At 63.2% G+C, this 24087-nt stretch carries 20 protein-coding genes and 1 pseudogene; 14 read left to right on the top strand and 7 right to left on the bottom strand.

The window, feature by feature from the left end; all coding sequences use genetic code 11:
- Positions 1-2: 2 nt before the first annotated feature.
- Genes QN084_RS20465 through QN084_RS20455 form a run of 3 tightly spaced genes read right to left on the bottom strand, consistent with a single transcriptional unit; the run spans position 3 to position 3131 of the window.
- Positions 3-1226, bottom strand: a complete 1224-nt coding sequence (locus QN084_RS20465; protein WP_083261999.1) for a sugar ABC transporter permease — start codon at positions 1224-1226, stop codon at positions 3-5.
- Complete coding sequence (locus QN084_RS20460; protein WP_069695672.1) at positions 1223-1975, bottom strand: ATP-binding cassette domain-containing protein; 753 nt, start codon at positions 1973-1975, stop codon at positions 1223-1225. Before QN084_RS20460 ends, QN084_RS20465 begins: the two co-directional genes overlap by 4 nt.
- Before the next feature lie 37 nt (positions 1976-2012).
- Positions 2013-3131 carry an ABC transporter substrate-binding protein gene (locus tag QN084_RS20455; protein WP_069695673.1) on the bottom strand — a complete coding sequence of 373 codons (1119 nt, stop codon included), beginning with the start codon at positions 3129-3131 and terminating at the stop codon, positions 2013-2015.
- A 100-nt stretch (positions 3132-3231) separates the two neighbouring features.
- On the opposite strand from QN084_RS20455, the gene QN084_RS20450 reads away from it, so the two are divergent.
- The 3 genes from QN084_RS20450 to QN084_RS20440 all read left to right on the top strand — a co-directional run bounded on the left by QN084_RS20450 (position 3232) and on the right by QN084_RS20440 (position 6242).
- Positions 3232-4443, top strand: a complete 1212-nt coding sequence (locus QN084_RS20450; RefSeq protein WP_139126834.1) for an ROK family protein — start codon at positions 3232-3234, stop codon at positions 4441-4443.
- Positions 4427-5356: an ROK family protein gene (locus tag QN084_RS20445; protein ID WP_259362950.1), complete on the top strand. Its 930-nt coding sequence runs from the start codon at positions 4427-4429 to the stop codon at positions 5354-5356. The genes QN084_RS20450 and QN084_RS20445 overlap by 17 nt, the downstream gene beginning before the upstream one ends.
- A gap of 109 nt (positions 5357-5465) precedes the next feature.
- Positions 5466-6242 carry a glucosamine-6-phosphate deaminase gene (locus QN084_RS20440; protein WP_069695675.1) on the top strand — a complete coding sequence of 259 codons (777 nt, stop codon included), beginning with the start codon at positions 5466-5468 and terminating at the stop codon, positions 6240-6242.
- Positions 6243-6694: 452 nt separating this feature from the next.
- On the opposite strand, the gene QN084_RS20435 is transcribed toward QN084_RS20440, so the two are convergent.
- Positions 6695-6982: a LysR family transcriptional regulator gene (locus QN084_RS20435; protein WP_285750649.1), complete on the bottom strand. Its 288-nt coding sequence runs from the start codon at positions 6980-6982 to the stop codon at positions 6695-6697.
- A 59-nt stretch (positions 6983-7041) separates the two neighbouring features.
- On the opposite strand from QN084_RS20435, the pseudogene QN084_RS20430 reads away from it, so the two are divergent.
- Positions 7042-7323: pseudogene (locus tag QN084_RS20430) on the top strand (NAD(P)/FAD-dependent oxidoreductase); the annotation flags it as partial.
- Between the two features lie 233 nt (positions 7324-7556).
- Here QN084_RS20430 and QN084_RS20425 read toward each other — a convergent pair.
- From QN084_RS20425 to QN084_RS20415, 3 genes are all read right to left on the bottom strand, one after another.
- The gene (locus QN084_RS20425) at positions 7557-8468 is read right to left on the bottom strand and encodes a 1-phosphofructokinase family hexose kinase (RefSeq protein ID WP_264398827.1); all 912 of its coding nucleotides are present in this window, start codon (positions 8466-8468) and stop codon (positions 7557-7559) included.
- A 403-nt stretch (positions 8469-8871) separates the two neighbouring features.
- Positions 8872-9738: a universal stress protein gene (locus QN084_RS24205; protein WP_083261998.1), complete on the bottom strand. Its 867-nt coding sequence runs from the start codon at positions 9736-9738 to the stop codon at positions 8872-8874.
- Positions 9739-9741: 3 nt separating this feature from the next.
- The gene (locus QN084_RS20415; protein WP_069695678.1) at positions 9742-9960 is read right to left on the bottom strand and encodes a hypothetical protein; all 219 of its coding nucleotides are present in this window, start codon (positions 9958-9960) and stop codon (positions 9742-9744) included.
- A gap of 766 nt (positions 9961-10726) precedes the next feature.
- Between QN084_RS20415 and QN084_RS20410 the strand changes: the two genes are divergently transcribed.
- The 10 genes from QN084_RS20410 to QN084_RS20365 all read left to right on the top strand — a co-directional run bounded on the left by QN084_RS20410 (position 10727) and on the right by QN084_RS20365 (position 23888).
- Complete coding sequence (locus QN084_RS20410; RefSeq protein WP_069695679.1) at positions 10727-12778, top strand: hydantoinase/oxoprolinase family protein; 2052 nt, start codon at positions 10727-10729, stop codon at positions 12776-12778.
- Between the two features lie 10 nt (positions 12779-12788).
- Positions 12789-14462 (top strand): hydantoinase B/oxoprolinase family protein, encoded by a 1674-nt coding sequence (locus QN084_RS20405; RefSeq protein ID WP_069695680.1) that lies wholly within the window; start codon positions 12789-12791, stop codon positions 14460-14462.
- 23 nt (positions 14463-14485) lie between these two features.
- Positions 14486-15508 (top strand): sugar ABC transporter substrate-binding protein, encoded by a 1023-nt coding sequence (locus QN084_RS20400; RefSeq protein ID WP_083261997.1) that lies wholly within the window; start codon positions 14486-14488, stop codon positions 15506-15508.
- Between the two features lie 91 nt (positions 15509-15599).
- Positions 15600-17126: a sugar ABC transporter ATP-binding protein gene (locus tag QN084_RS20395; RefSeq protein WP_069695681.1), complete on the top strand. Its 1527-nt coding sequence runs from the start codon at positions 15600-15602 to the stop codon at positions 17124-17126.
- 9 nt (positions 17127-17135) lie between these two features.
- Positions 17136-18119 (top strand): ABC transporter permease, encoded by a 984-nt coding sequence (locus QN084_RS20390; protein ID WP_069695699.1) that lies wholly within the window; start codon positions 17136-17138, stop codon positions 18117-18119.
- A gap of 83 nt (positions 18120-18202) precedes the next feature.
- Positions 18203-19522, top strand: coding sequence for a methylhydantoinase (locus QN084_RS20385; RefSeq protein ID WP_069695682.1), 1320 nt, complete (start codon positions 18203-18205; stop codon positions 19520-19522).
- On the top strand, positions 19519-20601 hold the full coding sequence (locus QN084_RS20380) for a DUF917 domain-containing protein (RefSeq protein WP_069695683.1): 1083 nt from the start codon (positions 19519-19521) through the stop codon (positions 20599-20601). Before QN084_RS20385 ends, QN084_RS20380 begins: the two co-directional genes overlap by 4 nt.
- Positions 20594-22141 (top strand): helix-turn-helix domain-containing protein, encoded by a 1548-nt coding sequence (locus QN084_RS20375; RefSeq protein ID WP_259362946.1) that lies wholly within the window; start codon positions 20594-20596, stop codon positions 22139-22141. The genes QN084_RS20380 and QN084_RS20375 overlap by 8 nt, the downstream gene beginning before the upstream one ends.
- The gene (locus QN084_RS20370; RefSeq protein ID WP_069695684.1) at positions 22125-22580 is read left to right on the top strand and encodes a hypothetical protein; all 456 of its coding nucleotides are present in this window, start codon (positions 22125-22127) and stop codon (positions 22578-22580) included. Before QN084_RS20375 ends, QN084_RS20370 begins: the two co-directional genes overlap by 17 nt.
- Positions 22581-22613: 33 nt before the next feature.
- Positions 22614-23888, top strand: coding sequence for a metal-dependent hydrolase family protein (locus QN084_RS20365; protein ID WP_069695685.1), 1275 nt, complete (start codon positions 22614-22616; stop codon positions 23886-23888).
- Positions 23889-24087 lie beyond the last annotated feature (199 nt).

The raw sequence follows: 24087 nt of genomic DNA, 5'->3' as shown, positions 1-24087 counted from the left end.
CCTTACCTGCCCTGCTTGCGCCGCATGACGGCATCGAAGATAACTGCCGCGATCAGCACTGCCCCGGTAATCATGTATTTCACGGGCGAAGGAAGCGCGAGCAGGTCCATGCCATTGGAAATGGATCCGATAACGAGGGCACCCAGGACGGCGGACCAGACACTGCCGCGGCCGCCGAAGAGGCTGGTGCCGCCGATGACGACTCCGGCGATGGCGTTGAGCAGGATTTCCCCTGCGCCGGACGTTTCGTTGACTGCCAACAACCGGGAAGCGGAAAGGATGCCGCCCAGGGCTGCAAAGGTCGAGGCAAGCACGAATACGAGAACAGTGGTGGTTTTCACGTGAACGCCAACCCGGGATGCCGCCTGGGCGTCGCCCCCTACTGTGAACAGCCGGCGGCCAAAGAGCGTGCGGCGGCAAATGAAATCCATCAACAGCACAAGTCCGAGGAGCAACAGTACGCTCAACGGAATGCCTCGGCTGGAGCTCAAGACGAGGACGGCAGTGGCCAGGACAATGGTTATTACCGCGAGTCGGATCACGTCAGCAGCAACCGCAGTGTTGTTCAAACCCATCTTGCGTCGTTTGGCACGGACCCGGAAAGTCCGAACCGACATGGCAGCTATCAGGAACGCCGTCAGCACCCAGCCGACCCACGGAGCGAAGAAAGAGCTGGTAAGCCCGCCGATGGCAGGGTCGGTAAGATTGATGGCTCCTGTGTCTCCGAGCAGCAGCAGCTGAAGACCCTGCCAGCCGATGAGGCCGCCCAAAGTCACGACAAAGGACGGGACGCCGAAGGTGGAGATGATGAGGCCGTGAATGAGCCCCACCACCGCGCCGCATCCAAGCGCGAGAAAAATCGCCCACTCGGCGGGCAGGCCCTGTGAGACGTTCAGGACCGCCATCACAGAGGCCGCGAGGCCACTTACCGTTCCGACGGAGAGGTCTATCTCGCCGATCAGCAGGACCAGGACGACTCCGATTGACATCGTCGCGACTGCCACAATCTGCAGGGCAAGGTTGGTGAGGTTGGTCGGCGAGAGAAAGGCCGGGTTCAGGATGTAGAAGACCGCCCAAATGACGGCCAGGCCGATCACCACTTGGAGAACGCCGACGCGGGTAGCATCGTCGGCGCGGACCAGTCCCCGCAGCCTGGCAGCAAGCGAGTGCTCCCTGTCCTGGGGTGACCCGGTCGGCGGCGGAGAAATCAGTACTTGAGAGCTCATGCAACTTCCTTCGGCGTTGAAAGCTGTGTGCCGGTAATCGCAGCCACAACTTCGTCTTGGTATTTCTCATCCCCGGGAAACGACCCGCCGTTTCGGCCAAGCCGGAGGACTTCAATCCGGTCAGCTACGGCAAATACCTCGGCAAGGTTGTGACTGATCAGCACCACAGCCAGCCCTCGTGCCTGGAGCCGGCGGATGAGGTCAATGACCTGGGCCTTCTGAGCTACGCCCAGGGCCGCGGTGGGTTCGTCGAGGATGACCAGCTTGGGGTTTCCCAGCAGACACCGGGCAATGGCAACAGACTGCCGCTGGCCACCGGAGAGACTGCTGATCGGTACCCGCAGGGAGCGGGGATGGACAGAAAGTTCAGCCAGCAACTGGGTGGTTTCCCGTTCCATTGCGAGTTCGTCCAGAACCGAACCTCGATGACGCTCCCTGCCCAGGAAGAGATTGGCCACGACATCGAGGTTGCTGCACACCGCCAAGTCCTGATACACCGTGGCGATGCCCAGGTCAACCGCCGCCAGTGGGCTGTCGAGATGAACTGGTTTGCCCTCAAATTCCATCACTGCGCTGTCCGGAACAACCGTTCCGGACAGCACCTTGACGAATGTCGATTTGCCGGCCCCGTTATCTCCTACCAGCGCTACGACCTCTCCCCTATTAATGGAGAAAGAGACGTCTTCCAGTGCACGGATTGTCCCGTACGTCTTCGTTACCGAATGAAAGCTCAGAAGGGCTTCCGTCATGATGCCATGACTCCTTAGTAGTCGGTGAAGGTCAGCTTTAGAGCAGCCCGGCCTTTGCGCAGGCGTCCTTGTAATCGGCGGTGCAGATGTCGTCCAGCTTCCAGAAACCCTTGGGCTCGATCATGTCCGCCACGTTCTCGGCGGTAATAACGTTGTTGGACCACAGATAGGCCGGGATCGTGGTTCCGTCGGGGCCATCCACAGTGCCATTGATCAAATTCTCGGGAGGCGTCTGGCCTTGCGCCAAAGCGACGGCAATCTTGGCTGTGTTGGCGGCGAATTCCTTGATCGGCAGGTTAATGGTGTTGTACTGCTCACCAGCAACAATTCGTTGCAGGGCTGCAGAGGCCCCGTCCTGCCCGGTGATCGGCCGGGTGGTCGGGTCAATACCGTTGGCCTTCATTGCTGCGATCACACCGCCGGCAAGTTGGTCATTGGCCGCGTAAACGCCGACGAACCCGTCTTTGCCTACCTTGGTAATCGCTTGGGACATCTGGTTCTGGGCGTTGTCGGCGGACCAGTCCTTGGTGTCATACTCGGCCGCTATGGTGAAGTTTGTTTTGTCCAGGACCGAGTGCGCCCCCGCCTTGTATTTTGAGCCGAAGGCGTCAGATGGGGAACCATTCATCATGATGAGTCCGCCCGAGGTGATTCCTTTGGCCTTCAGCCCGTCCACCAGGCTCTGGGCCTGCTGCGCTCCGATACCAGCGATGTCCGTTGTTACACCGTAGTCAACGTTCTTGCTCTGGATGATGCTGGCGTAGCTGATCACCTTCGCCCCGGAGGAATGCACCTTGTCCACGATCTGCGCGGCCGAGCGGAAGTCGACAGGAGCTATAACGACGACGGTCGCGCCGTTCGTAACCGCTGCCTCGGCCTGCTGTAACTGCGTCGCGGCTGAGCCCTTGGCGTTGTAAGTAGTAACGGAGCAGGAGGGGCAGTCGGCTTTGGCTGCAGCCTCAAACACGGGCTTGTCCTGCTGGTCCCAACGGGCAGTCACCAGGTCCGGAAGCAGCAGCGCAATCTTTCCGCTGGCACCCGCCGTCGCTGCCGGGGAAGCTGAGGGTTCGGCGCATCCGCTCAGTCCCATACCGGCTACTGCGAAAACGGCCAACACAGCAGCCGCGGACCGGTGTTTACGATAGGTTTTTTTCATGTGCAAACCTGCCTTTCTTTCGTCGTGGAAATATCTGGTGGGAGGCCTATGCGAGGGCCGATACCTTGGTTTACGGGAATTTGTCGGGTAGTTTGTTCTCGTGAGAACAAACTACCCGACGGGCACCCGCGCGGCAATACCCCTTCTTGGATCAACTGCTGCGGGACGGATGTTGAGCGCACTGCGCGCCGACGGCCCCATGACACGGTCGGATGCTACTGCGGCGGCTTCGCTGGCGCGGAGTGCCGCAGGGAAGGCGGTGGATGACCTTCAACGGCTTGCCCTGCTCCGCGCCGGGTCGACGGTGGGAGACGGCACGCCTGGCCGCCCATCCGCAACGCTTGAAATAGTTGGTTCCGGCGCCGTCGTCATCGCGTGTGTGCTCAGCTCGAACGGCCTCGACCTTGCCGTCGTCGACCTGACGCGCGCCATCAGGCTGCGGCGATTCGAGATATTCGACGCCGGCGGCATGGATCCATTGGATACGCTGGCACGAGTCGCGCGGACCATTCAGGATGTACACGCATCACTGGAGAGTAAGTGTGTGGGCGTGGGCATCTCCGTGCCGGGCGTTTTCGATCCACACACCGGCGTGGCCCGCGCCGTGCTTCCTTTGGGATGGCGCAACATCCCCATGGCCGCTGTTCTTGATAAGTCCTTGCCTGCAGACCTTCCCGTCCTGATCGCGCATGACGCCACGCTCGGGGCGCTTGCGGAGTTCCGCATGGGCGCAGGACTGGGGGCGCAGCGGCTCCTGTACCTGGCGGGGCAGCAAATCGGCGTAGGCTCCGCGCTCATCCTGGCCGACGAGCAATCGGGCCGTTCGGATCACCCGTTGCAGGCGGGACACCTGATTGTCGACCCCGCAGGTCCACAGTGCAGTTGCGGATCCAAGGGATGTTTGGAGTTGCTTGTTGACGGGCGGGCCATGATGACTGCTATGGGTGACGATTCCTTTGCGCCCTCCTCAATGGATGAAGTGCTCACTGCCCTCAGCCAGCCCGCTCCATTACCCGCGGCCATGGATCGGATCGTCGATCATTTACGAGTCGGCCTGATCAGTCTCGTCAACACCCTCTCACCGGATCGAGTCGTTTTTGCAGGGACGTTGTCCCCCTTGATGTCGAGATTTGAGACACGAATGCACGACGCGCTGGATCTCTCCGTCGTCGCCCAGATACAACCAGTGACACTTGTCAGCTCTACCTTTGGCGACGCTCAGATCTTCGGTGCCGCGGAGCTCGCTTTCGAACCGCTGCTCCGGGATCCGGAAGGCGTTCTGGAGGGGGTTGGCCGTGCAACGGGAGCTTAACCTGGGGCCAGCGAACGGCTCTGTGTTCGCCTTCGACGTCGGAGGGACCACCATTAAGGCAGCCCTCATCCATCCCGACGGGACTATGGGTCCTGTCCACCGGATGCCCACCCCCGCTGCCGGGAGAGAAACACCCTGGCGCCTCATCGACCTCATTGAGCGAACGGTGCACACTTTATCGCCTGGGTCCGGGGGCGTAAGTCACTGTGCGACCGCTGTTGTTGTCCCCGGGATTGTTGATGAGGAAACCGGTACCGGCGTCCTGGCGCACAACCTTGGTTGGAAGGATGTGCCGTTCCGGTCGATCTTCGAACAGAAACTCCAAATGCCCATATACTTCGGACATGACGTTCGAGCCGCCGGCCTTGCCGAATACCGCTTGGGTGCTGCTTCAGGGTATGAGAACGCAATCATCATGGCGTTGGGCACTGGAATAGCGGCAGCCCTTTTTGTGGATGGCAGGCTCTGCGTCGCACGGGGTAAGGCCGGCGAAGTGGGGCACCTCCGGGTTGCCGCCCACGCGGCATGCAGCTGCGGAGCGACGGGCTGCCTGGAAGCCATCTCATCCGCCGCGGCTATCGCCCGAAGATACAGTGCGCGGTCCGGAATCAAGGTTGCGGGCGCGGATGAAGTAGTCCGACGGTTGCGGGACGGTGACCGTGCCGCCGAAGAGGTTTGGGGGGAAGCGGTCGAGGCCTTGGCGGAAGCGATAGTCCAGATTTCAGCGCTGCTCGGCCCTGAAGTCGTGGTACTCGGTGGCGGCCTGGCTGAAGCCGGTACGGATCTTTTCCAGCCACTCCAAGACGCCCTGTCGGACCTGGGCGCGGCAACGCTGCCCCTCATTCTTCCCGCGTCGCTCGGCGAGGACGCAGGGGTAGTCGGCGCCGCAATCGCAGGACGCCAGCAGCTATAGACCCGCCCGCGGGCTCATCTTCCGCGCATATGCGGCCCTTTCCGCTTGTCCACTTGGCCCGTCGCTTTCAACTGGATCGAACGTCGGGCATCACCAGAAAAGGAGCACCATGGAAATTATCATCGTCGACTCGCTTGAGGAAGCCGGAGAAATCGAAGCGACACGCCTGGCGGAAACTATCGACGGAAACCCGGCTACCGTCCTCGGCCTGGCTACTGGGTCTTCCCCTTTGCCTTTGTACCAAGCACTCCGGCGACACGTTTTGTCGGGCTTGGATATGCGCAGGGTGAGTGGGTTCGCCCTGGACGAGTACGTTGGGATTTCCGCGTCCGACGAGCGGTCTTACACAGCCACGATCCAGCGTGAAGTGACCGGGCCACTGGCACTGGATCCTGAACTCGTACACGTTCCCGAAGGCGGCGCGCAGGACCCCCAGCAGGCCGCGGTCCGCTACGAGGCGTCGATCAAGTCGGCCGGAGGCATTGATGTCCAAATCCTCGGCATCGGAAGTGACGGACATCTGGGCTTTAACGAGCCTGGTTCCTCGCTCGCCAGCCGCACCAGGATAAAGACACTAAGTCAGCGGACCCGGGAAGACAACGCCCGGTTTTTCGCTACTCCTGAGGAGGTCCCGCGGCATTGCATAACCCAGGGCTTGGGAACCATCATGGACGCCCGGCATTTACTGCTGTTTGCCGGGGGACGCGCAAAAGCAGCGGCTATCGCTGCAGCACTGGAGGGCCCGGTTTCAAGCCGATGCCCTGCCTCGGTCATCCAAATGCATCCGTCCGCGACAGTTTACGTGGACACAGCGGCGGCCACCGAGCTGGAACTCGCGGATTTCTACAAGTACACCTACGCAAACAAACCCAGCCTGTCACGCTAAAACGCGGCCACTTTTCGGGAATGGGCACGGCCTTTACCACCCACTCGCGGGCATCGCACTCATGAATGCCCGTTATCCGCACCCTCCGCTGCCCCCTTGGCGGACGGAAACTCCAGGTGGGCGCAGCCTTCGACCATTGCTCGCAACCAAGCTTGTTCGGGTTGTGTTTCCTTAGGCACCTCCCAGAGCAACGAGATCGTGAATCTGGGGACCGGGATAGGTGGCCGACTCATTGTCAGTCCTGCCACTTTTGGGAATTCTTTGGCCGTATAGGTGGGGATCGTGGCGATCAAGTCTGCGTTGCGAAGAACGGTGAGGGCCCCGGCAAAGTAGCTGATGGATGCGACAGCCTTGCGCTCATAGCCTGAGTCTCGAGAATTTCATCGACGAATCCACGTTGCGCGTCGTACGAGATGCGCAAATGCCCGGTCATCGCGTAGTCCCTCGAGGGGTCAACGGATCCGACTGAGAATCCTCGGCACGAACACCAGATCGGACACCATCTTGAGGGACTGGCCGATTCTGGGTGCCCAAGCCAACGCCTTCGCCGTTGGCACCATACCGGTCCGCGATTTCTGAAACAACGGATCGTCGAAGAGAAGTCGGAGGCGTCCAAGGGCAGCGCTCACGGCTCCCTGGGTTGTATACAGCTTCGCTGCCGCCCTTGTGACGTGCCGCTCCTGCATCATCACATGAAAGACCACCAGGAGGTTCAGATCGATCTTGCGTAGATTAATCAAGATTGGGTCCTTGCAGACCCTGCCGGGCAGGGCGTCGAGGCTGTCCGCCCGATCCGCGCACCGGGGGCGGTCAAACCCACGAGGCGCCGGCGGTCATACTCGCCACCGGTTCGGCCTACAAGGAACCGGGCCTGCCGGAAGAGAAGAAACTCAGCGGCCACGGTGAGTCCTGGTGCGCCACCTGCGACGGCTTCTTCTTCCGCGAGCAGGACATCATGGTAGTCGGCGGCGGGGACTCAGCCATGGAGGAAGCAACCTTCCTGACCCGCTTCGCCAAGACCGTCACCGTCGTCGTCCGGAAGAACGAACTCCGGACCTCCCGAATCATGGCCCAGCGCGCCCCGCCAACGGGACCGTTGCAGGGGACAACCGAGGTTCAAGGAAGGACAACCGGTGCCGGTGGCTGAGGTTCGCTTCCGTCACGAAGTGCTCGTCATGCGGCTTCGTGCTGTAAACCACCACGCGCATTCTGCCTCCCCTTTTGTGGTGATGCCCAACACTCCAGAGTCCGTCCCACACCGGGTCCATGGTTGGTACAGAATGTTGCGGCAGGCAGCACCTGTATCCCTGGGGATCAGTTCATTGCAGTCGACAACTCAGCTTCCAAATGCTCCACGTCCCCGCGATAGCACAGTTCGGTAGCCGGCGCCGCGCTCCCGGCGGCGACCGCTGCTTTGAAGGCTTCCTCGGCAGAACGGCCCTGGGCGAGGCGCAGAACGAAGGCGGCAAGAAAACTATCACCTGCACCGACGGTACTGACCACCTTCACTGCCGGAACCGGCAGCCGGATAACACCGGACTCAGAGGCCAGCACAGCACCTGCCTCACCCAGCGTTAGGGCCACGTACTTAGCCGCTCCGCTGGCAACCACGGCTGAGGCGGCGTCCATCTGGCTTTGTTCGCTGCCGAGAGACGCCCCGACATACTCGCCCAGTTCGCGTTTACTGGGCTTGATGAGGAAAACCCCTTCGGCGAGGGCTTCGGCCAGGGCGGGCCCGGAGGTATCGACGATGCAGCGCGCCCCGCCCTCGCGTGCCAGGCGGGCCACCCGGGCATAGGAATCGTCCGGCACTCCCGGCGGCAGGCTGCCACTGGCCACGACGTATCCACCAGGCGGAGCCGCTTGAGTTATAAGGTCCAGGCAGGCACGCCATTCCTCTTCGCGAAGTTCGGGGCCCTCCAATACAAAGCGGAACTGCTTACCAGTAGACGTCTCGTCGACCGTGAAGTTTTCCCGGGTACTTCCCTGAACCGGCACCACAAGAGTGGGGATGCACTCGGTTTCAATAAGGCGGCGGTATGCCTCTCCGACGGGACCGCCGGCGGTATAAACCGCCAGGCTTCGTCCACCAAGCCGCTGGACTACCCTCGATACGTTGACTCCACCACCACCAGGGTCCACCCGGCTGCTACTGCAACGCAGCTTATGTACGCTGATGACACGCTCCGTTGATGTACTGATGTCCAGCGCCGGGTTTACCGTCAACGTAAGAATCTGCTGGGCGCTCCTGCCCTGTGAGGCATCCAAGCATAGGGTGATCCGCCCCCGGGTCCACAACAACCCCTCTTACGACGAGAAAGCACCACTGACCAGTTACTCCATGCTCAGGTGCGGCACCCTCTATGAAGAAAACCAACCCAAACCACTTGACGAATACCATAGGGCCCCTCCCCCGCGACAACCTTGTCGAGGCCGAAATCCGCGGAGCCGGGGCCAGCCGCGCCGCGGGTCGGAGCGCTGGGCATACAGCCGGACGGACGGTGCGGCGTGCCCAGCAGCGCCGCTGGGCTTTTCGACCTCCACGATGGTGAGCCGCCAAATTGCTTCTGACCCGGCAGGAGCCGGCTCCACGTCGAGAGTCATGATAAGGAGAGCGACTGCCGCAAGCTCAACGGTCTTTATGCGAAGGGGACCGGGACGGTACGACCAAGACCGGTGCATCAGTGTTCTCCAGGATGGCCCGGCTGACGGACCCGCGAACGATTCCCGGGATACCACTGAGACCGCGGGACCCAATCACCAGCAGCCGGGCACCGTGTGCGGCCTCGGTGATTTTATTGGCCGGCATGCCCTTAAGCGTGAAGGTGGCGCGCTGCAGGTGTGGGTGCTTGCTTCTGACCGTCCGGATGAGATCCGAGAGCCAAGGCGCCCCGCCCTGCGGAGCTCCTCCCCCGCCAACGGTGACAGCACTCAACGGAGCCTCGTGCCGCTGTGCCATCTCTGCTGCCACGGCAAGGAGTGTCGGCGCTTCCGGGGCTTCGTCTACACCCACGATGACGTGCCCGAAAAATTTATCCCCGCCAGAGGCTGGAACGCTGTCTGCGCCCGGACGCTCTTGGCTCCAGGTTTCCGGGACCACAGCGGCCCAACATGAAGAATGTGCCGTCACAGCTGCGGAGACACTGCCGAAGCGGGAACTGTAACCGGTGCGATGACGACGTCCAACGACCACAAGGCCTGCCCTGGATGACAGCCGGATTAGTACGTCCTGGGCGCGGCCTGCCACGACAAGGGCTTCTGTAGGAATGCCTCTTCCCGCAGCGTCCGTCAGGAAGGGCGCGAATGTCCGATCCGCTTGACTCACGGCTCCCCGCAAGTATCCCGCCTCAATTTCCGGGTCTGCAACACCGACCGGAGGGACAGCGTGCGCGAACACGATCTTCCACCTAAGGGCTTCCGCCTCCGTCAACGCCCAAGCCTCGGCCCCGGCGCTTCCTTTGGAACCATCAATACCGACGAGAACTGTATTTTCCATGTCTCACAATAAGGGAGCGGCCGGCAGGAAAATGGCCTGGGTTGTTGCGTTCCGCACTGCCGAATCGGCGGTTGCCGATGTGCGGGGATCCTGCAGGATCTGGTCGAAGGCGTCTTTCCAGGCCGCCTGGCGGGCCACCGCCGTGTCGGCGACAGCCCCGTCCAGATCGAGCGCGGCGTCGAAGGGCGGCCTGGCGGCAGCAGCGGTGGGTGACGTAGTCATAAGACAGTGCTATCAAGTGCGCGCGATGTGCTGACAGGGCCGTTAGACCTGTTTGCCCGGGGTGCTCGGCTGCGGCGATGATGGGCAGGGTCTTGCATTTTTTTACCGGAGCATCCCGGCAATAGGTCCAGCAAGAAGGACGCCAAGACGTGAGGCGTGAACTGGCGAGGCCAACGGGTTAGGGCAACCAAAATGCCCACCCGCTGGAACGCACCCACAAGGCCGTCCGCGACGTTAAGCCCACGAGCGCAACGAGGGAGAGTCCTGCTAGGCCAAGGCCTCCAGCCATGCCGATGAGGACCCGCGTGTTACTTCGTTGTCAAGTTTTGCTGGGTACGAAGCGCTCACTTCCTGAGACCACAGGTGCATCCAGACAGCCAGGCTAGGTCCTCCGATGACCATCAGCGCCCCGCGCTGCCCGCAGGAGCGCAGGCCGCGGCAGGATCGCGCCGCACCAGGCCCGCCGCCCAGCATCCTTTCCGCCTCCCCATGCCCCCATCCGACCAGCCTGCGCACAACTGATGCACGTGTCGCCTCTGAGGGAAGAGTGGCTCAGCGAGCGTGTCAAACATGACCCGGGAATTCCGTCCACTGATTTCTCGGGCAGCTAAAACCCCTGCCGAACCGGCCTTCCGCCTGGCTTCTTGGGCAGCAAGCCCTTTTTCCTCTCCTTGGATTGTGCAGGACGCACCGTGTCCCGAAACCCCTCATGTCTAACGTGATTTCCCACACACCAAGTTCAACCCGGAATCATGAGGAGATACATATGCCGAACTACAGGGTGTCGATGGATATCGGCGGAACGTTCACAGACATCGTCGCGTACGACCAGGCTGCAGGGACCTATGAGGCGACAAAAGCATCCACCACGCCGGGCAACTTGAGTGCCGGCGTCATCGCCGGCCTCGAATCGATTGTTACGGACCTTTCCGATGTAGAATTCCTGGTTCACGGCACCACCCAGGGACTGAACGCATTCCTTGAGCGCCGCGGTGTTTCCGTCCTACTGCTGGCGACGGCCGGCCTCGAGGATTCCTACCACATCGCCCGTGGCCCGCGCCTGGAGCTCTATAATGCCCAGTACCGGAAGCCGGCTCCGTTGGTCGAGCGGAAGGACGTCATCGGCGTCGGCGGCCGCCTCGACGCCCAAGGCCTGGAAATCCGCCCCCTCGATGAAGTTGCCGTCCGCCAGGCGGCCCGCCGTGCACTGGAAGAGGGATACGGCGCTGTGGCCGTTGCTTTTCTCTTCAGCTACAAGAACCCGGACCACGAACTTCGCGCCCGAGAAATCCTGCTCGAAGAACTCGGCGAAGACTTCACTGTCTCCCTCTCCCACGAAGCAGCGAAGGAATGGCGCGAATACGAGCGCACCTCCTCCGCCGTCGTCGAGGCCTACACCGGCCCCGTGGTCCGCAACTACCTCCTGGACCTGGAAGAAAAGCTCGCCGACCGCGGTGTGGAGGCTCCGCTGCACATCATGCAGTCCTCCGGCGGCGTACTCACCGCGGAATCAGCCCGCAAGCGTCCCCTCCAGACGCTGCTGTCCGGACCGGTTGGCGGTGCGATGGGTGACGTCGAACTGGCTGCCGTGTCCGGCAACCGCAACCTCATCGGCGTTGACATGGGCGGCACCTCCTTCGACGTCTCCCTGGTGGTCGACGGCAAACCCGACGTATCCACCGAGGCCCACCTCGAAGGCCTGCCGATGCTCATGAGCGTCGTCAACATCCACACCGTGGGAGCCGGCGGCGGCTCGGTGGCATGGCTCGAAGCCGGCGGCCTCCGGGTGGGCCCACGGTCCGCCGGCGCCACTCCCGGGCCGGCCTGCTACGGCCGCGGCGGCACCGAACCTACAGTCACCGACGCCAACCTCGTGCTGGGCCGGGTCGACCCCGACTGGTTCGCAGGCGGTCAGGTCGCCCTTGACCGGGAAGCGGCCATCACAGCCCTCAAAACCGTGGGGGACCAGCTTGGCCTTGACCCGATCGCTATGGCCGAAGGCATCTGCGACGTCGCCAACTCCCAGATGGCCCAAGCTATCCGGACCATCACCATCTCCCGCGGCATCGAACCTCGCGACTTTGCCCTGGTCGCCTTCGGGGGCGCAGGGCCCATGCATGCAGTCTTCCTCGCTAAGGAACTGGGGATCCCGGAAACCGTGGTTCCGCGCTTCCCCGGCGCGTTCTCGGCCTGGGGCATGCTGCAGACCAACATCCGCAAGGACTTCTCCGAGCCGTACTTCTACCTCGACGAAGACATCGACGTCGCCGATATGTCCGGGGTCCTGCGGCGGATGGAAGTGGAGGGACTAGGGTCCCTCGTCTCGGAGGGGGTTCCGGAGGAAAGCCGCCGGACCAATCCCTCCGTGGACGTGCGCTACCAGTCGCAGGAATTTTCGCTGAACGTTCCTCTGACCTCCGCCGACGAGCCCGAGTCAGGAGACTTCGTCGCGAACCTGGCGGCCCGCTTCTCCACCATGTACCACGAGCGCTATGGGCACTCCAACCCTGGAGCGCCAATCGAAATCGTCGCACTGCGCATGCAGGCGGTGGGCGACCTGGGCCGACTGCAAGCACCGCTCTTCCCTGCTGCCCAGAGCCCTGAGTTCAAACACGAGATGCGCCCGGTTGTCTTTGACCACTCGGAACACGAAACCACCGTGGTGCGTCGCGACGATCTGGCCGCCGGCCACGCCTTTGAAGGCCCCGCGATCATCGTGGAACAAACTGCCACCACCGTGGTGCCGCCCGGGTTCAACGTCACAGTCGACGAGTTCGGCTCCCTGGTCATCCGCATCGAAGACGCTGAAGGAAATTGAGGTACCGCAAATGACAATCACTGCAGTCAAAACCCTGGATCCCGTAACGGTTGAAATCATCCGCAACGCGCTCACCAGCGCCGCGGACGACATGAACGCCACACTGATCCGCTCCGCCTACTCACCCATCCTCTACGAAGGCGGGGACTGCGTGGTGGCGCTACTGGACACCGAACACCGCGTCCTCGGTCAGTCCGCCGGGCTCCCGCTGTTCCTCGGCAACCTCGAAACCTGTTCCATCGCCGTGGAGGAGCTCTACGGCCGCGAAGTCTGGCAGGAGGGGGACGTGTGGATCCTCAACGACTCCTACCTCGGCGGAACGCACCTAAATGACGTCACCATCTTCGCGCCAATCTTCGACAACGGCTCTGTAGTCGGTTTCGCCGCAACCCGGGCGCACTGGATGGACATGGGGTCCAAGGACGTGGGCGGTTCGATGGATGCCACCGATATCTTCCAGGAAGGCTTCCGCATGGGGCCGGTCAAGCTCATGGAGGCCGGCATCGAAACCTCCGTGGTGGACCTGATCCGCACCAACGTGCGCTTCCCCTACCAGACCATCGGCGACATGCATGCGATGATCGCCGCACTGCGGATGGGAACCACCCGGATGAAAGAACTCGTATCCAGGTACGGGATGGAGCAGCTCGATGCGGCCCGTGATGAAATCTTCCGGCAGACCGAGGAGATCGAGCGCGAAACCGTCCGCAACATTCCCGACGGCGTCTACGAAGCCGAAGGCGTGCTGGACAACGACGGCATCAACCTGGACACCCCCATCCCCATCCGGTTGAAGATCACCGTGGCCGGCGACACGGTGGACTTCGACGTCACCGGCTCGGCCGACCAGACCATGGGCCCGGTCAACTGCGGCGCAGCGCAAGCAGTTTCGGCTCTGCGCGTGGGGTACAAGCTCCTGGTCAGCCCGGACTCCAACTCCAACGGCGGATCCTTCCGCCCACTGACTACCCAGGTCCGTTCCGGCTCCGTGCTCGGCGCCGTCGCACCGGCACCCTGCCAGTGGTACTTCTCGCATCTGGGCCTGCTGATAGACCTGGTCTCCAAGGCCATGGCACCGGCCATGCCTGACCGCGTAGCCAGCGCCAGCCACGGCGACTCCATGATCATCACCGCGGCCGGCTTCGATCCCCGCTTCGGCCGGAACTTCGTCAGCATGGAAGCCACCCTGGGCGGCTGGGGCGCCTGGAAGGGCATGGACGGCGAATCCGCCATGATCAACAACGTCAACGGTTCGCTGAAGGACCTGCCTGTCGAAATGATGGAAACCCGCTACCCGCTGCGGATCAACGAATACTCCATCCGGCCGAACTCAGGCGGCCCCGGGCAGTGGCGCGGTGGCAACGGAGTGGTCCGCGAATACGAGTTCCTCGCCGACTGCGTGGTGGGTCTCTGGTTCGAAAGGTCCAAGACACCGGCATGGGGCCTCTTCGGCGGCTCCGACGCCCAGGGCCCGGAAGTGGTGATCAACCCCGGCCGCCAGGATGAGGTCCGGACACTGAAGGCCAACGCACGGAAAATCAAGGCCGGCGACGTGGTTCGTCTGGCCGTCGGGGGTGGCGGTGGATTCGGCGATGTCGCCCAGCGCTCCCGCGAAGACGTTGAGTACGACATCGTCAACGGATTCATCACCGAGGACTTCGCCAAAACCCACTACGGCTACTAATCGCCGCATCGAAAGGACTGACCGTGAAATTCAACAAGCGCCCGACCGCCGCGATGGCCCTCATGAGCCTCGCCCTGCTGGCCTCCGCATGCACCCCGCCCGCCCAAAGCAGCACCACAGAGGCATCCGCTGCAAGTGCGGACCAGAAGCTCAACGTTGGATTCTTTGGTTTTGCCAAGTCCAACGGCTTTGCCCAGGGCACGTTCCTTGGAGTGGAGCAGGCGGCCAAGGCCAACAACGCCAGCGCCACCTTCGTGGACTCCAATTTCAGTGCCCAGACGCAGGTCCAGCAGATCCAGGATGCCGTCACCTCCAAGCAGTTCGAGGTGATCGTCGTCCAGGCCAATGACAACCAGGCCCTCATCGCACCGTTGACGCAGGCCGTCCAGGCGGGCATCACGGTGGTTGTTGAATTCTCGGTCATCGGGCCCAAGTTCGACACCATCGAGCCGCAGGTGCCCGGCGCCATCAGCATCGTGGACCTGCCCACCCGCAACGGCAAGGTGCTCGGCGAGATGGGCAAGGAAGCGTGCGCCCAGGTGCCGGGCGACACCTGCAAGGTGGCCTACCTTGAAGGCTTCAAGTCCCTACCTTTGGACAACGCCCGGACCGAGGCCGTGAAGGCGGAACTGGCCACCGATCCGAAGATCAAGCTCGTGGCCAGCGTGGAAGGCGGCTACACCCAGGACAGCGGCCGGCAGGCGTTCCAGAACGTATCCCAGGCGAACCCTGATGTGGACGTGGTGATCGGCGCATCGCAGGCCATCACGGGAGCCGCCGCGGCCGCCGGGAACAGTGCCATCAAGTTCATCGGCAACGGCGCATCCGTGTCCAACGTGGAAGCGGTCCGGTCCGGCAAATGGTTCTCGATCTACGTCAGCGACGTCGTGGCCAACGGGGCCAAGGCCACCGAACTGGGGCTCGCCAAAGCCCGGGGACAGCAGGTGGAAACCGCTATCGACGAAGCCAGCCTCTCCCCCAACAACGGCAAGGGCACCAAAGAAGCACTGGATTCCCTGAACTACGTCTCAAAGTACTCGGACTAGCACAGCCCCCTTCTAACACCCCGGGGCCGAGGCCCACCGCTCCGGCCCCGGGACCCTGGCCCTAAGTTCCCTTCCACTTCCAGAGGTCAACATGGCTATACAACAGTTGGAAAAACACGAGCACGCCAGCCGGAGGACCGCCCCCGACATCACCGTCTCCGGGATCGGCAAGCGTTACGGTGCAACGCAGGTGCTGAAGGACGTCACGCTGTCGGTAACCCCCGGGGAAATCCACGGCATCATGGGGGAAAACGGCGCCGGAAAGAGCACGCTGCTCAAAATCCTGGGCGGAGCCATCACGGCGGACTCCGGCACCATGGAACTGGACGGACATCCGGTCAGGATCGCAACCCCCCGGGACGCCATCTCCCACGGGATTTCTCTCATCTCCCAGGAATTGGCCCTGATCCCTAACCTGTCGGTGCTGGAAAATGTCTTTCTGGGCCGCTGGTCGAACAGGGGGAGCCTCCTCTCCCCCAACCGGGACTGCGACCATTTCGCCCGGCTGTTGGAAGAGACCGGTTTTGAGCTGGACCCGAGAGCAACAGTGGGGACCCTTCCCATCGGACAACAGCAACAGGTGGAAATCCTGAAAGCCCTTGCCCGCGGGGCAAAGGTGCTGTGCATGGACGAACCCACCGCCGTCCTTAACGAGGCGGAAAAGGAAAAACTCCTGCAGGTCGTGAAACGGCTGGCCGGGACCGGAACCACCGTCCTGATTGTCTCCCATTACCTGGAGGAAGTCCTGGGACTGGTGGACCGGGTGACCATTCTGCGCGACGGACAGCACATCGTTACCGAAGACGCCGGGGGCCACACTCCGGAATCGCTGGTACGGCTCATGGTGGGCCGGGAGGTCGATTTCCTCATCCCGGACGTTCCGCAAGTACCGTCCGAAGCCGGGACGGTTATCCGGGTGGCCGGATTGACCAGTGCCAAGGTCAAGGACATATCTTTGGAGGTCCGCCGCGGGGAGATCCTAGGCATTGCCGGGCTGGTGGGCAGCGGCCGCAGCGAAACCCTGCTCGCCGTTTTCGGTGCCGACCGGACCACCGGCGGCCACGTGGAAATCAACGGCCGCCGCATCCGCCCCTGCTCCATCAGGGACGCCATCAAGGCCGGTATCGCCCTCATCCCCGAGTCGCGGAAAGAACAGGGTTTGGTCATGTCCCGCCCGGTCGGTGAGAACATCGCCCTCTCGACTCTGCCCGCACGCTCATGGGCCGGCTTCGTCAGGGCTCACCGGGAATGGACGGAGGTCAAGGACGTCAGCAAGGCCGTCGACCTGCGCGGAGCCCGCCCGGGACAGCCGATAGCCAACCTTTCGGGAGGTAACCAGCAGAAGGCACTTTTCGCCAAATGGCTGTTGAATCCTCCGGCGGTGCTCCTGGTGGATGAACCCACTCGGGGAGTGGACATCGCCGCCAAGGCCCGGATCCACGGCATCATCGTTGAACTGGCTGCGATGGGCACAGCAGTCATCGTGGTCAGCTCCGAGCTGGAGGAAGTGCTCGGCCTGTCCCACCGTATCCATGTCATGAGGCACGGGCGCATCGTTGCCGAGTTCGACCGAAGCGCCACCCGTGACGAAGTCATGACTTCCGCTTTTCTGAAATAGGTGAACCACATGACCACAACGTCAGCTGCCGTGCCCTCGACGGCAGGGAAAAAATTCAATCTGAACTTCAAAGACTTCGGGATCGTTTTTGGCCTGGCCGCCATCATGCTGTTCCTGACCCTGAACACCGGAACATTCCTCACCGGCCGCAACTTCATCAACTTGTTCGACCAAGCCGCCGTGGTGGGGCTGCTCGCCGCGGCAGCCACCTTGTGCATCATCAGCGGAGTCTTTGACCTCTCCTCGACCGCCACCCTCGCGGTCTCCGCCATTTCGGGCGTGATGATCACCCAACATTTCGGCGTTGCGGCCGGTTTCTTCGGGGCGTTGCTTGTGGGTGCCCTGCTCGGGTCGGTTACCGGGCTGATCGTGGTCAGCACGAAGGTCAACTCGTTCATCGGGACACTGGCGGTGAGCATCATTTACAGGGGGCTGGCCATTGTGATCACCGGCGGCGCCATCGTCGCGCCGCTTCCTCACCAACTCCCATCCTTCCAAACCTGGACCTGGCCAAGCCTCCTCGGCCTCACCGCCGGTTCGGTCCTGATGCTGGCGATGACCGTTGTGCTGGGAATTGTTCTGTGGCGCACCACTTTCGGGCGCAGGATCTACGCGGTAGGCGGCAACCAGGAAGCAGCCCGTCTCAGCGGCATCCGGACCGGTTCAATCCACGTCGCCGTCTTCGCCATCAGCGGCCTGTGCTCCGCCATGGCTGGAATGATTCTGGCCTCACGTGCCGGGTCGGCCCAGCCGGCCATGGCCATCGGCATCGAACTCACCGCTATCGCCGCCGTGGTCATCGGCGGCACCAGCATCCTGGGCGGACAAGGTGCCATGTGGAGGGCCTTCGTGGGAGTCATGATCCTCACCGTGATCAGCAACGGCTTCAACTTGCTGCACTGGGACACCACCTACCAGCAGGTGGTGACCGGCGTCCTCATCCTGGTGGCAGTCGCAGCCGACGGATTATTCTTCCGCAAATCCGCCAGATGACCGGTCAGGGTGGACCCTAGAGATATGACATGGATGTATCGCGGGGCCAGGGCCCGGCAGAACACTGAACAGGAGGCCCGGCAATGCGGTTAGGACTGATGCTCAAGGGCACCAGCTGCCGGGCGCTCGTTTTGGAGGGACGCTCCGTCGTCTCGGTAGCCGAACAACGGCAGGCCAGCAGCCTGGCGGAAGCGCTGGACAGCGTCCTGTCCTCGTTGCGACTGCAGTTCGGAAGCCAGATCACCGACGTAACGGCCGACGTCGGACGCGTCCTCGCCGCGGCCCGGCCCGGGAACGTCGTCGCTGTCCGCATCTCTCCCCGCCCTCCGGCCGACCAGTTCCATAACACCAGATTGCCTGTACACATCGAGCCCGCCGTCACCAAAACCGTGCATGTCCAGGGCGGCCACGACCTGCGAGGACGGCCGCTGGCGACGCTGGGCCTGAACGCATTCCTGCTGGAACTGCCCTCCATCCTGTCCGGGGGCCTGCGGAACATAGCCATCACCGCCGTCGGCTCCACCGCATCCGCCGAGCACGAAACCCGCATCGCGGATGCCATCCTGTCGAACAACAGCGAAACGAGGATCAGCATCTCCAGTGATTTCTACTCAAGCGCGTTCCGCGACCGGGACTACACCGCCGTCCTCAACAGCGCCCTGATGGAATCGGGCGAGGAACTGGCGGCAATGCTGGACGAGGCGGGGAAGCGCCACTTCCCCGCCGCCGCACTGTCCTATGCAAGGAACGACGGCGGCCGGGCGCCCCTGGCGCGGCTGGCAATGACCCCCGTGCATGCGCTTCGTCCTGAGGAGGCCATGACGATCCTCGGTGCGGCCACGTTGGGCGGCCTGTGTGACGGCGAAGTGGTTATCTGTACCGACGAGGGCGTGAGCGTGGGAAACATGCGCGGCGGCCTTCCTGTTGCCCGCAGCCTCATCCGGCAGGGGTATGAAGCGAGCCTCGCCACCAACGCCACCGTCGTAGAACCGTACACGGCGAACCATCCAGTCCGGCCCGGCATCAAATCGGTGGTCGCCGACATCCGCACCAGCCAGGACACCCGGCCCGAGTACGGCCTGGTACCAACACTTCCACGGGCCCGGGACCTGACCCTCGTAGGCTGTGCCGCGACACCGCTGACGGCGTGGATCGACAGGCTCGAAAAGGTCAGCGGACAAGCAGACCTGCACCGAGTGCAGCACCGGGCCGAGGAAGAAGCAAACTCGGCTGCCGTCCAGCTGGGCGCCAGCCCCACAGACACCCGCATCATCGAATCAAACGTCTACGCCATGCCCTACGGCAACCCCGGAATCGTCCGTATCCGGGTCCAGGCCGCGGGCGGCACATGCGGCTCTGAGGAACGGGCGCTTGACGCCTATGCCAGGGAGGCCACGGCATGAGCACCGTCCTCACCCCAGACGACGTAGGGCACCTCCGAACCGGCGCCCACTTCCTGGCCTGCGCCATCGATCCCACCGCCATCCACGTCTACGCCGGTATGATCCAGGAGACCATGCAGACCCGGTCCGTCGAGCTCATCACCGTGGATGAACTGGCTCCGGAGGACCTTGTGGTGTCCGTTGGCATGGTGACCCAAGGCCTGTTCATCTCCGACATGCCACCCGTGGGAGACGAATTCACCGGCTGCATCGAGGCCATCGAAACCAGGCTCGGGCGCAGGGTGCGGGCCATTTATTCGCTCGCCGCCGCCAATATCAACGGAATCATTCCCCTCATGGTGGGGCTGCAGTCCTCCCTTCCTGTAATCGACTCCGATCCCATGGGGCGGGTCTTTCCTCTGATCAGCCAGACCACCTTGAACATCGGCGGGGTGGCCATCGCCCCCATCGCGCTGATGGGAGCAACCGGTGAGCGGGCCGTGGTAGAGGCGGGTGATCCGCAGCGCGCCGAGACGCTGGTCCGCGCACTCGTCACAGAGCTCGGCGGCTGGGCCGCCACCGTGATGTATCCATGTTCTGCACGGCAGCTGGCAGAGCATGGAGTCCACGGCTCCATCAGCCGGATGATCCGCATCGGCCAGATTCTCGAAGCCGAAACCTCGGCGGAGAGCAAATTCCTGTCCCTGTCCGAGTTGCTGGGCGTGACGCGCATCGCCAGGGGGCGGGTGAGTCACATTGAAGGCCTCTCCCGCCCGACTGACCTCGGACTGCCGGCGCAGCCCTCCAGTGTGACCTTGGAGGATGAAACCACCGGACAAATTATCCGGATGGAGATCCAGAATGAGATTCTGCTGGTGCTCGTGGACGGTGCCGTCGCGGCGGCCGTGCCGGACATGGTGACGCTGCTCAATTCCGAGCACGGTTCCGTGGCCAACCTGGACGACCTTCGGGTGGGCAACGTCGTGGATGTGCTTAAGCTCAGTGCCGCGCCGCAATGGTATTCGGAGGCCGGGCTGGACCTGGCCGAACCGGCCGCGTTCGGCATTCCCCTCCAACATCCAAGGCGGCACCATGGGTAGGACCATGAAGGACACGCGGCTCGACGTTGCCGGCCTGCTGGCACACGGGTCGCTGCGCGGCACCACTCCGCTGTACCTCACCCCCGCCAGCGCCCTGGTCGAGAGCGTTGTCCTGGTCTCCCATCTCGAGGCAATCCAGCGGGTGCGGCCGAACACTGTTGTGGTCCTCTCGGCGGAAATGGGCTCGGGTGGATGGCTCGTCTCCGCCGCGCTGAGGCATGCCTGGGAACGGCGGGCCAGCGCCGTCGTCGTGGCCGGAAGCACCTATTCCAGCGCGGTGATCGGCCTGGCCGAACGGCTTGGCATCACGCTCCTGGCGGCGGAAGGAAACCCCGCCGGAGTCGCGTTGGCTTTGGCCGCCGAGATTGGTGCCGCCCTGTCAGTGATGGATGCCGAGCTCGCCCGGTTCGCCAGGGCCGTGGCCAAGGACAGTGCGCTTCCCGACGTCCTCAAGACTATCTCGCGGGAACTGGACGGGGTTAGCGTCTCGCTGGAACACGACGGCGTCGTCCTCGCCTCAACCGGCACAGCCCCACGGGACCCCGCAAAGGTCATCACGGTTGACGTGGGCGCCGTGGACGCCAGCGTTCCCTCTGCGCTCACTGCGCGTCTACCCGCCTCCGGTGTCCTCAACCTACGGCTGGTCCGATCGATCCTGGAAGTGGCTGCACCCTCTGTGAAGGCCGCCTGGTTACTGGGCAATTCCCGGGAGACGGTCCGTGCTGTTCCCACTGCGGCCTTGGCCCGGCTAAGCCAGGGCCAAGGTTCGTCCGGCAAGGACTTCGAGGAAGACCACCGGCACCTCCTTTCACAGCTTGGGTGGCGCCGGCACGAACGATACGCGGCAGTGTGGTTCTGCCACAGCGGCCTGCACACACCCGCCAACGACCTGACGGCGGTGCTGAGGCTGCTCTGGCGGAAGGTTTCACCCCGCAGCCCCCTGGCAGAGGTCGAGGACGGCTGGCTGGCACTTGTTCCAGCTGCCCACCAAGCAATTGCGGCGCAGCTCGAACTCCGGCTCAAGACACGGCTACAGCCCTCTCTGGCCGAGCTGGGCCTGGTGGCCGGCCTGTCCCGTTGGGCGTATGAGGCCCCGCCGCTTCCCTCCATCATCCAGGAGGCGCGGCTGGCTGCCGTCTCCGCCCGATCAGCGGGGCAGGGCACAGTTTTGGGCTTCATGGGCCTGGGCGTAACGGCGGCTACCACCTTCATCGACAGGGATGCCCTGGCGCTTGTGGCCGAGCTGACCCTGCCGCGGCTGATGGCTAGCCCTGACCGGGAGGCGATCGTCGCTGCGGTGGCATCCTTCCTTGACCACCGCGGCTCGGTCAGCCTTGCAGCGGCGGCCCTCGATGTGCACCGGAACACCCTCCAGGCCCGGCTGGGCCGGGCCCGGGAATTGGGCGTCCCGCTGGACAATCCGTCCCAGTTGCTGTCAGTCCATCTGCTCCTCGACGTGCTCCGGGCGGCGGCGCCCGGAAAACAAGCTTTTAAAGATCCCTACGAAACCAGAAAGGACTCCCATGAGTTCCCAGTTTGAATCCTTCGACGACGTCTACGCCTCCGCCCGCGACACTGTAGGGGTCCGTCTCTTCACCGCCTCCGTCATTGCCGACGAAGGTGGCAGCATGGCGCGCATTTACACCACCCACCCCGGGGTCTACCCGGTTGGCGGTAAGAAAACCCTCGCGGGAGACACTAATCCTGTCTGGCTGGAGCAGGTCCTCATCGGCCAGCAGCCGTTCCTGGGTGCCGACAGGGAAGCGGTCAGGGCTTTCTTCTTCGACTCCGGAACGATCGAATCGCTGGGCTGCGGCGCGATTGTCAATGTTCCGGTGCTCAGCGGCGGTCGTACGATCGGCTCGATGAACTTCCTGGCGCCCGAAGGCAGCTATGACCAGTCCTCGGTGGACGCCGCCGTCGAGGTTGCGAGGCGCTCTGTCCGGCTCCTCGAAGACGCATTGGCTGCCACGAGCTAGCGTGCGCCCCCTAATAGGAAGGAAACACTGCACGTGATCCCCAACTCTCAGGGAAGCCTGACCATTCGGAACGCCAGGATCTTCGACGGCGAATCACCAGCACTCATTGAGGGCTCCATCATCGTCCGGGATGGCAGGGTCACCGCCGTAGGCACCACCGACGAAGGCACTGGCGCCGGGAACATAGTTGACGCGGGCGGCCGGGTGGTGATTCCCGGCCTCATCGATGCCCACTTCCATGCGTATGCGCTCAGCCTGACGTCGGCGATAAACGAAACCGGGCCGTTGAGCTATTCCGCGCTGGCCGGTGCCCGCAGGCTTGAGGCCGCGCTCGGCCGGGGCTTCACCTCAGTCCGGGATGTGGCTGGGGGTGACGTAGGCCTGGCAACTGCCATCGAGGAGGGACTGTACCCCGGTCCCCGGTATTTTTTTACCGGTCCGGCGCTGAGCCAGACCGGCGGTCACGGTGACATTCGCGCCGCGAGCGATGCAAGCTGCTTCCATGGCGGCCATATGTGTGAGGTGGTGGACGGCGTAGAGGACCTGCTGCTGGCGGTGCGCCACCGGTTCCGGACCGGTGCAACGGCCATCAAGCTCATGACCTCCGGAGGAGTGATCTCTCCTGTCGATCCGATCCGTGTACCCCAGTACAGCGCGGCGGAAATCCGCGTGGTCACCGAAGAGGCATCGCGGCGGGGCAGCTACGCCACCGCGCACGCCTACTCACCAGAGGCTATTACGCACTCAGTCCTCAACGGAGTCCGCTGCATCGAACACGGCAACCTGCTGGATGCTGAAACCGCCCGCCTCATGGCGGAGAATGACGTCTATCTCGTACCCACGTTGGTGACATACGACGCGATGGGCCGCCGTGGAGCGGAAATCGGGCTGACCGAGGTGGGAGTCGCCAAGAACCAGGAAGTCCTGGGCGCCGGCAAGAACGCCGTCACACTGGCGCGCGACGCCGGAGTCCGGATTGGCTTCGGCAGCGACCTCATGGGTGAGCTCGAGGATGAACAGCTGGCCGGGCTTCGCCTGCAGTGCGAAGTGTTGGGAGTCTACGACGCACTCCGCTCTGCGACTTCAACGAACGCGGCACTGCTCCGGCGCGAAGACCTGGGCCGTATCGCGAAGGGGGCATGCGCGGACTTGGTGATATTAGACGGAAATCCCTTCGACGAGCCCTCAGTGCTCTGGGACGAGCGCCGGAATCGCACCGTCATTAAAGCCGGCCACGTCGTCCCCTCCGGCGGCTTTCCGGTGGGTTCTGTCACGACAGACGAGGTCACCAGCGGCGCCACCGCATAACGGCGTGTCGGGCAGCTGGGCGACGAAGGTGGCGGCTCGAAGACCCGCCGCCGTCTTCGTCGTTCATAGAGGGAATCCGTTACCAAACGAACCGAGAAGAGCCGCTATTAGCCGTGTTCCCAGGTGGGCCCATGCGGGCAAGCTGTGCCTGAGGCGAGGGTAATTGCTCGGTCAGGCTGGCGGGCGCCGGTTGAGGGCC

The sequence above is a fragment of the Paenarthrobacter sp. R1 genome (assembly GCF_030264015.1).
GTDB lineage: Bacteria > Actinomycetota > Actinomycetes > Actinomycetales > Micrococcaceae > Arthrobacter > Arthrobacter ureafaciens.
The sequence above is the reverse complement of the archived record's forward strand: the minus strand, read 5'-3'. Positions and strand labels throughout refer to the sequence as shown.

Coding starts and splice junctions, on each gene's coding strand:
- QN084_RS20465 (WP_083261999.1), bottom strand. CDS start 1,226: ATGAGCTCTCAAGTACTGATTTCTCCGCCGCCGACCGGGTCACCCCAG.
- QN084_RS20460 (WP_069695672.1), bottom strand. CDS start 1,975: ATGACGGAAGCCCTTCTGAGCTTTCATTCGGTAACGAAGACGTACGGG.
- QN084_RS20455 (WP_069695673.1), bottom strand. CDS start 3,131: ATGAAAAAAACCTATCGTAAACACCGGTCCGCGGCTGCTGTGTTGGCC.
- QN084_RS20440 (WP_069695675.1), top strand. CDS start 5,466: ATGGAAATTATCATCGTCGACTCGCTTGAGGAAGCCGGAGAAATCGAA.
- QN084_RS24205 (WP_083261998.1), bottom strand. CDS start 9,738: ATGGAAAATACAGTTCTCGTCGGTATTGATGGTTCCAAAGGAAGCGCC.
- QN084_RS20415 (WP_069695678.1), bottom strand. CDS start 9,960: ATGACTACGTCACCCACCGCTGCTGCCGCCAGGCCGCCCTTCGACGCC.
- QN084_RS20410 (WP_069695679.1), top strand. CDS start 10,727: ATGCCGAACTACAGGGTGTCGATGGATATCGGCGGAACGTTCACAGAC.
- QN084_RS20405 (WP_069695680.1), top strand. CDS start 12,789: ATGACAATCACTGCAGTCAAAACCCTGGATCCCGTAACGGTTGAAATC.
- QN084_RS20395 (WP_069695681.1), top strand. CDS start 15,600: ATGGCTATACAACAGTTGGAAAAACACGAGCACGCCAGCCGGAGGACC.
- QN084_RS20390 (WP_069695699.1), top strand. CDS start 17,136: ATGACCACAACGTCAGCTGCCGTGCCCTCGACGGCAGGGAAAAAATTC.
- QN084_RS20385 (WP_069695682.1), top strand. CDS start 18,203: ATGCGGTTAGGACTGATGCTCAAGGGCACCAGCTGCCGGGCGCTCGTT.
- QN084_RS20380 (WP_069695683.1), top strand. CDS start 19,519: ATGAGCACCGTCCTCACCCCAGACGACGTAGGGCACCTCCGAACCGGC.
- QN084_RS20375 (WP_259362946.1), top strand. CDS start 20,594: ATGGGTAGGACCATGAAGGACACGCGGCTCGACGTTGCCGGCCTGCTG.
- QN084_RS20370 (WP_069695684.1), top strand. CDS start 22,125: ATGAGTTCCCAGTTTGAATCCTTCGACGACGTCTACGCCTCCGCCCGC.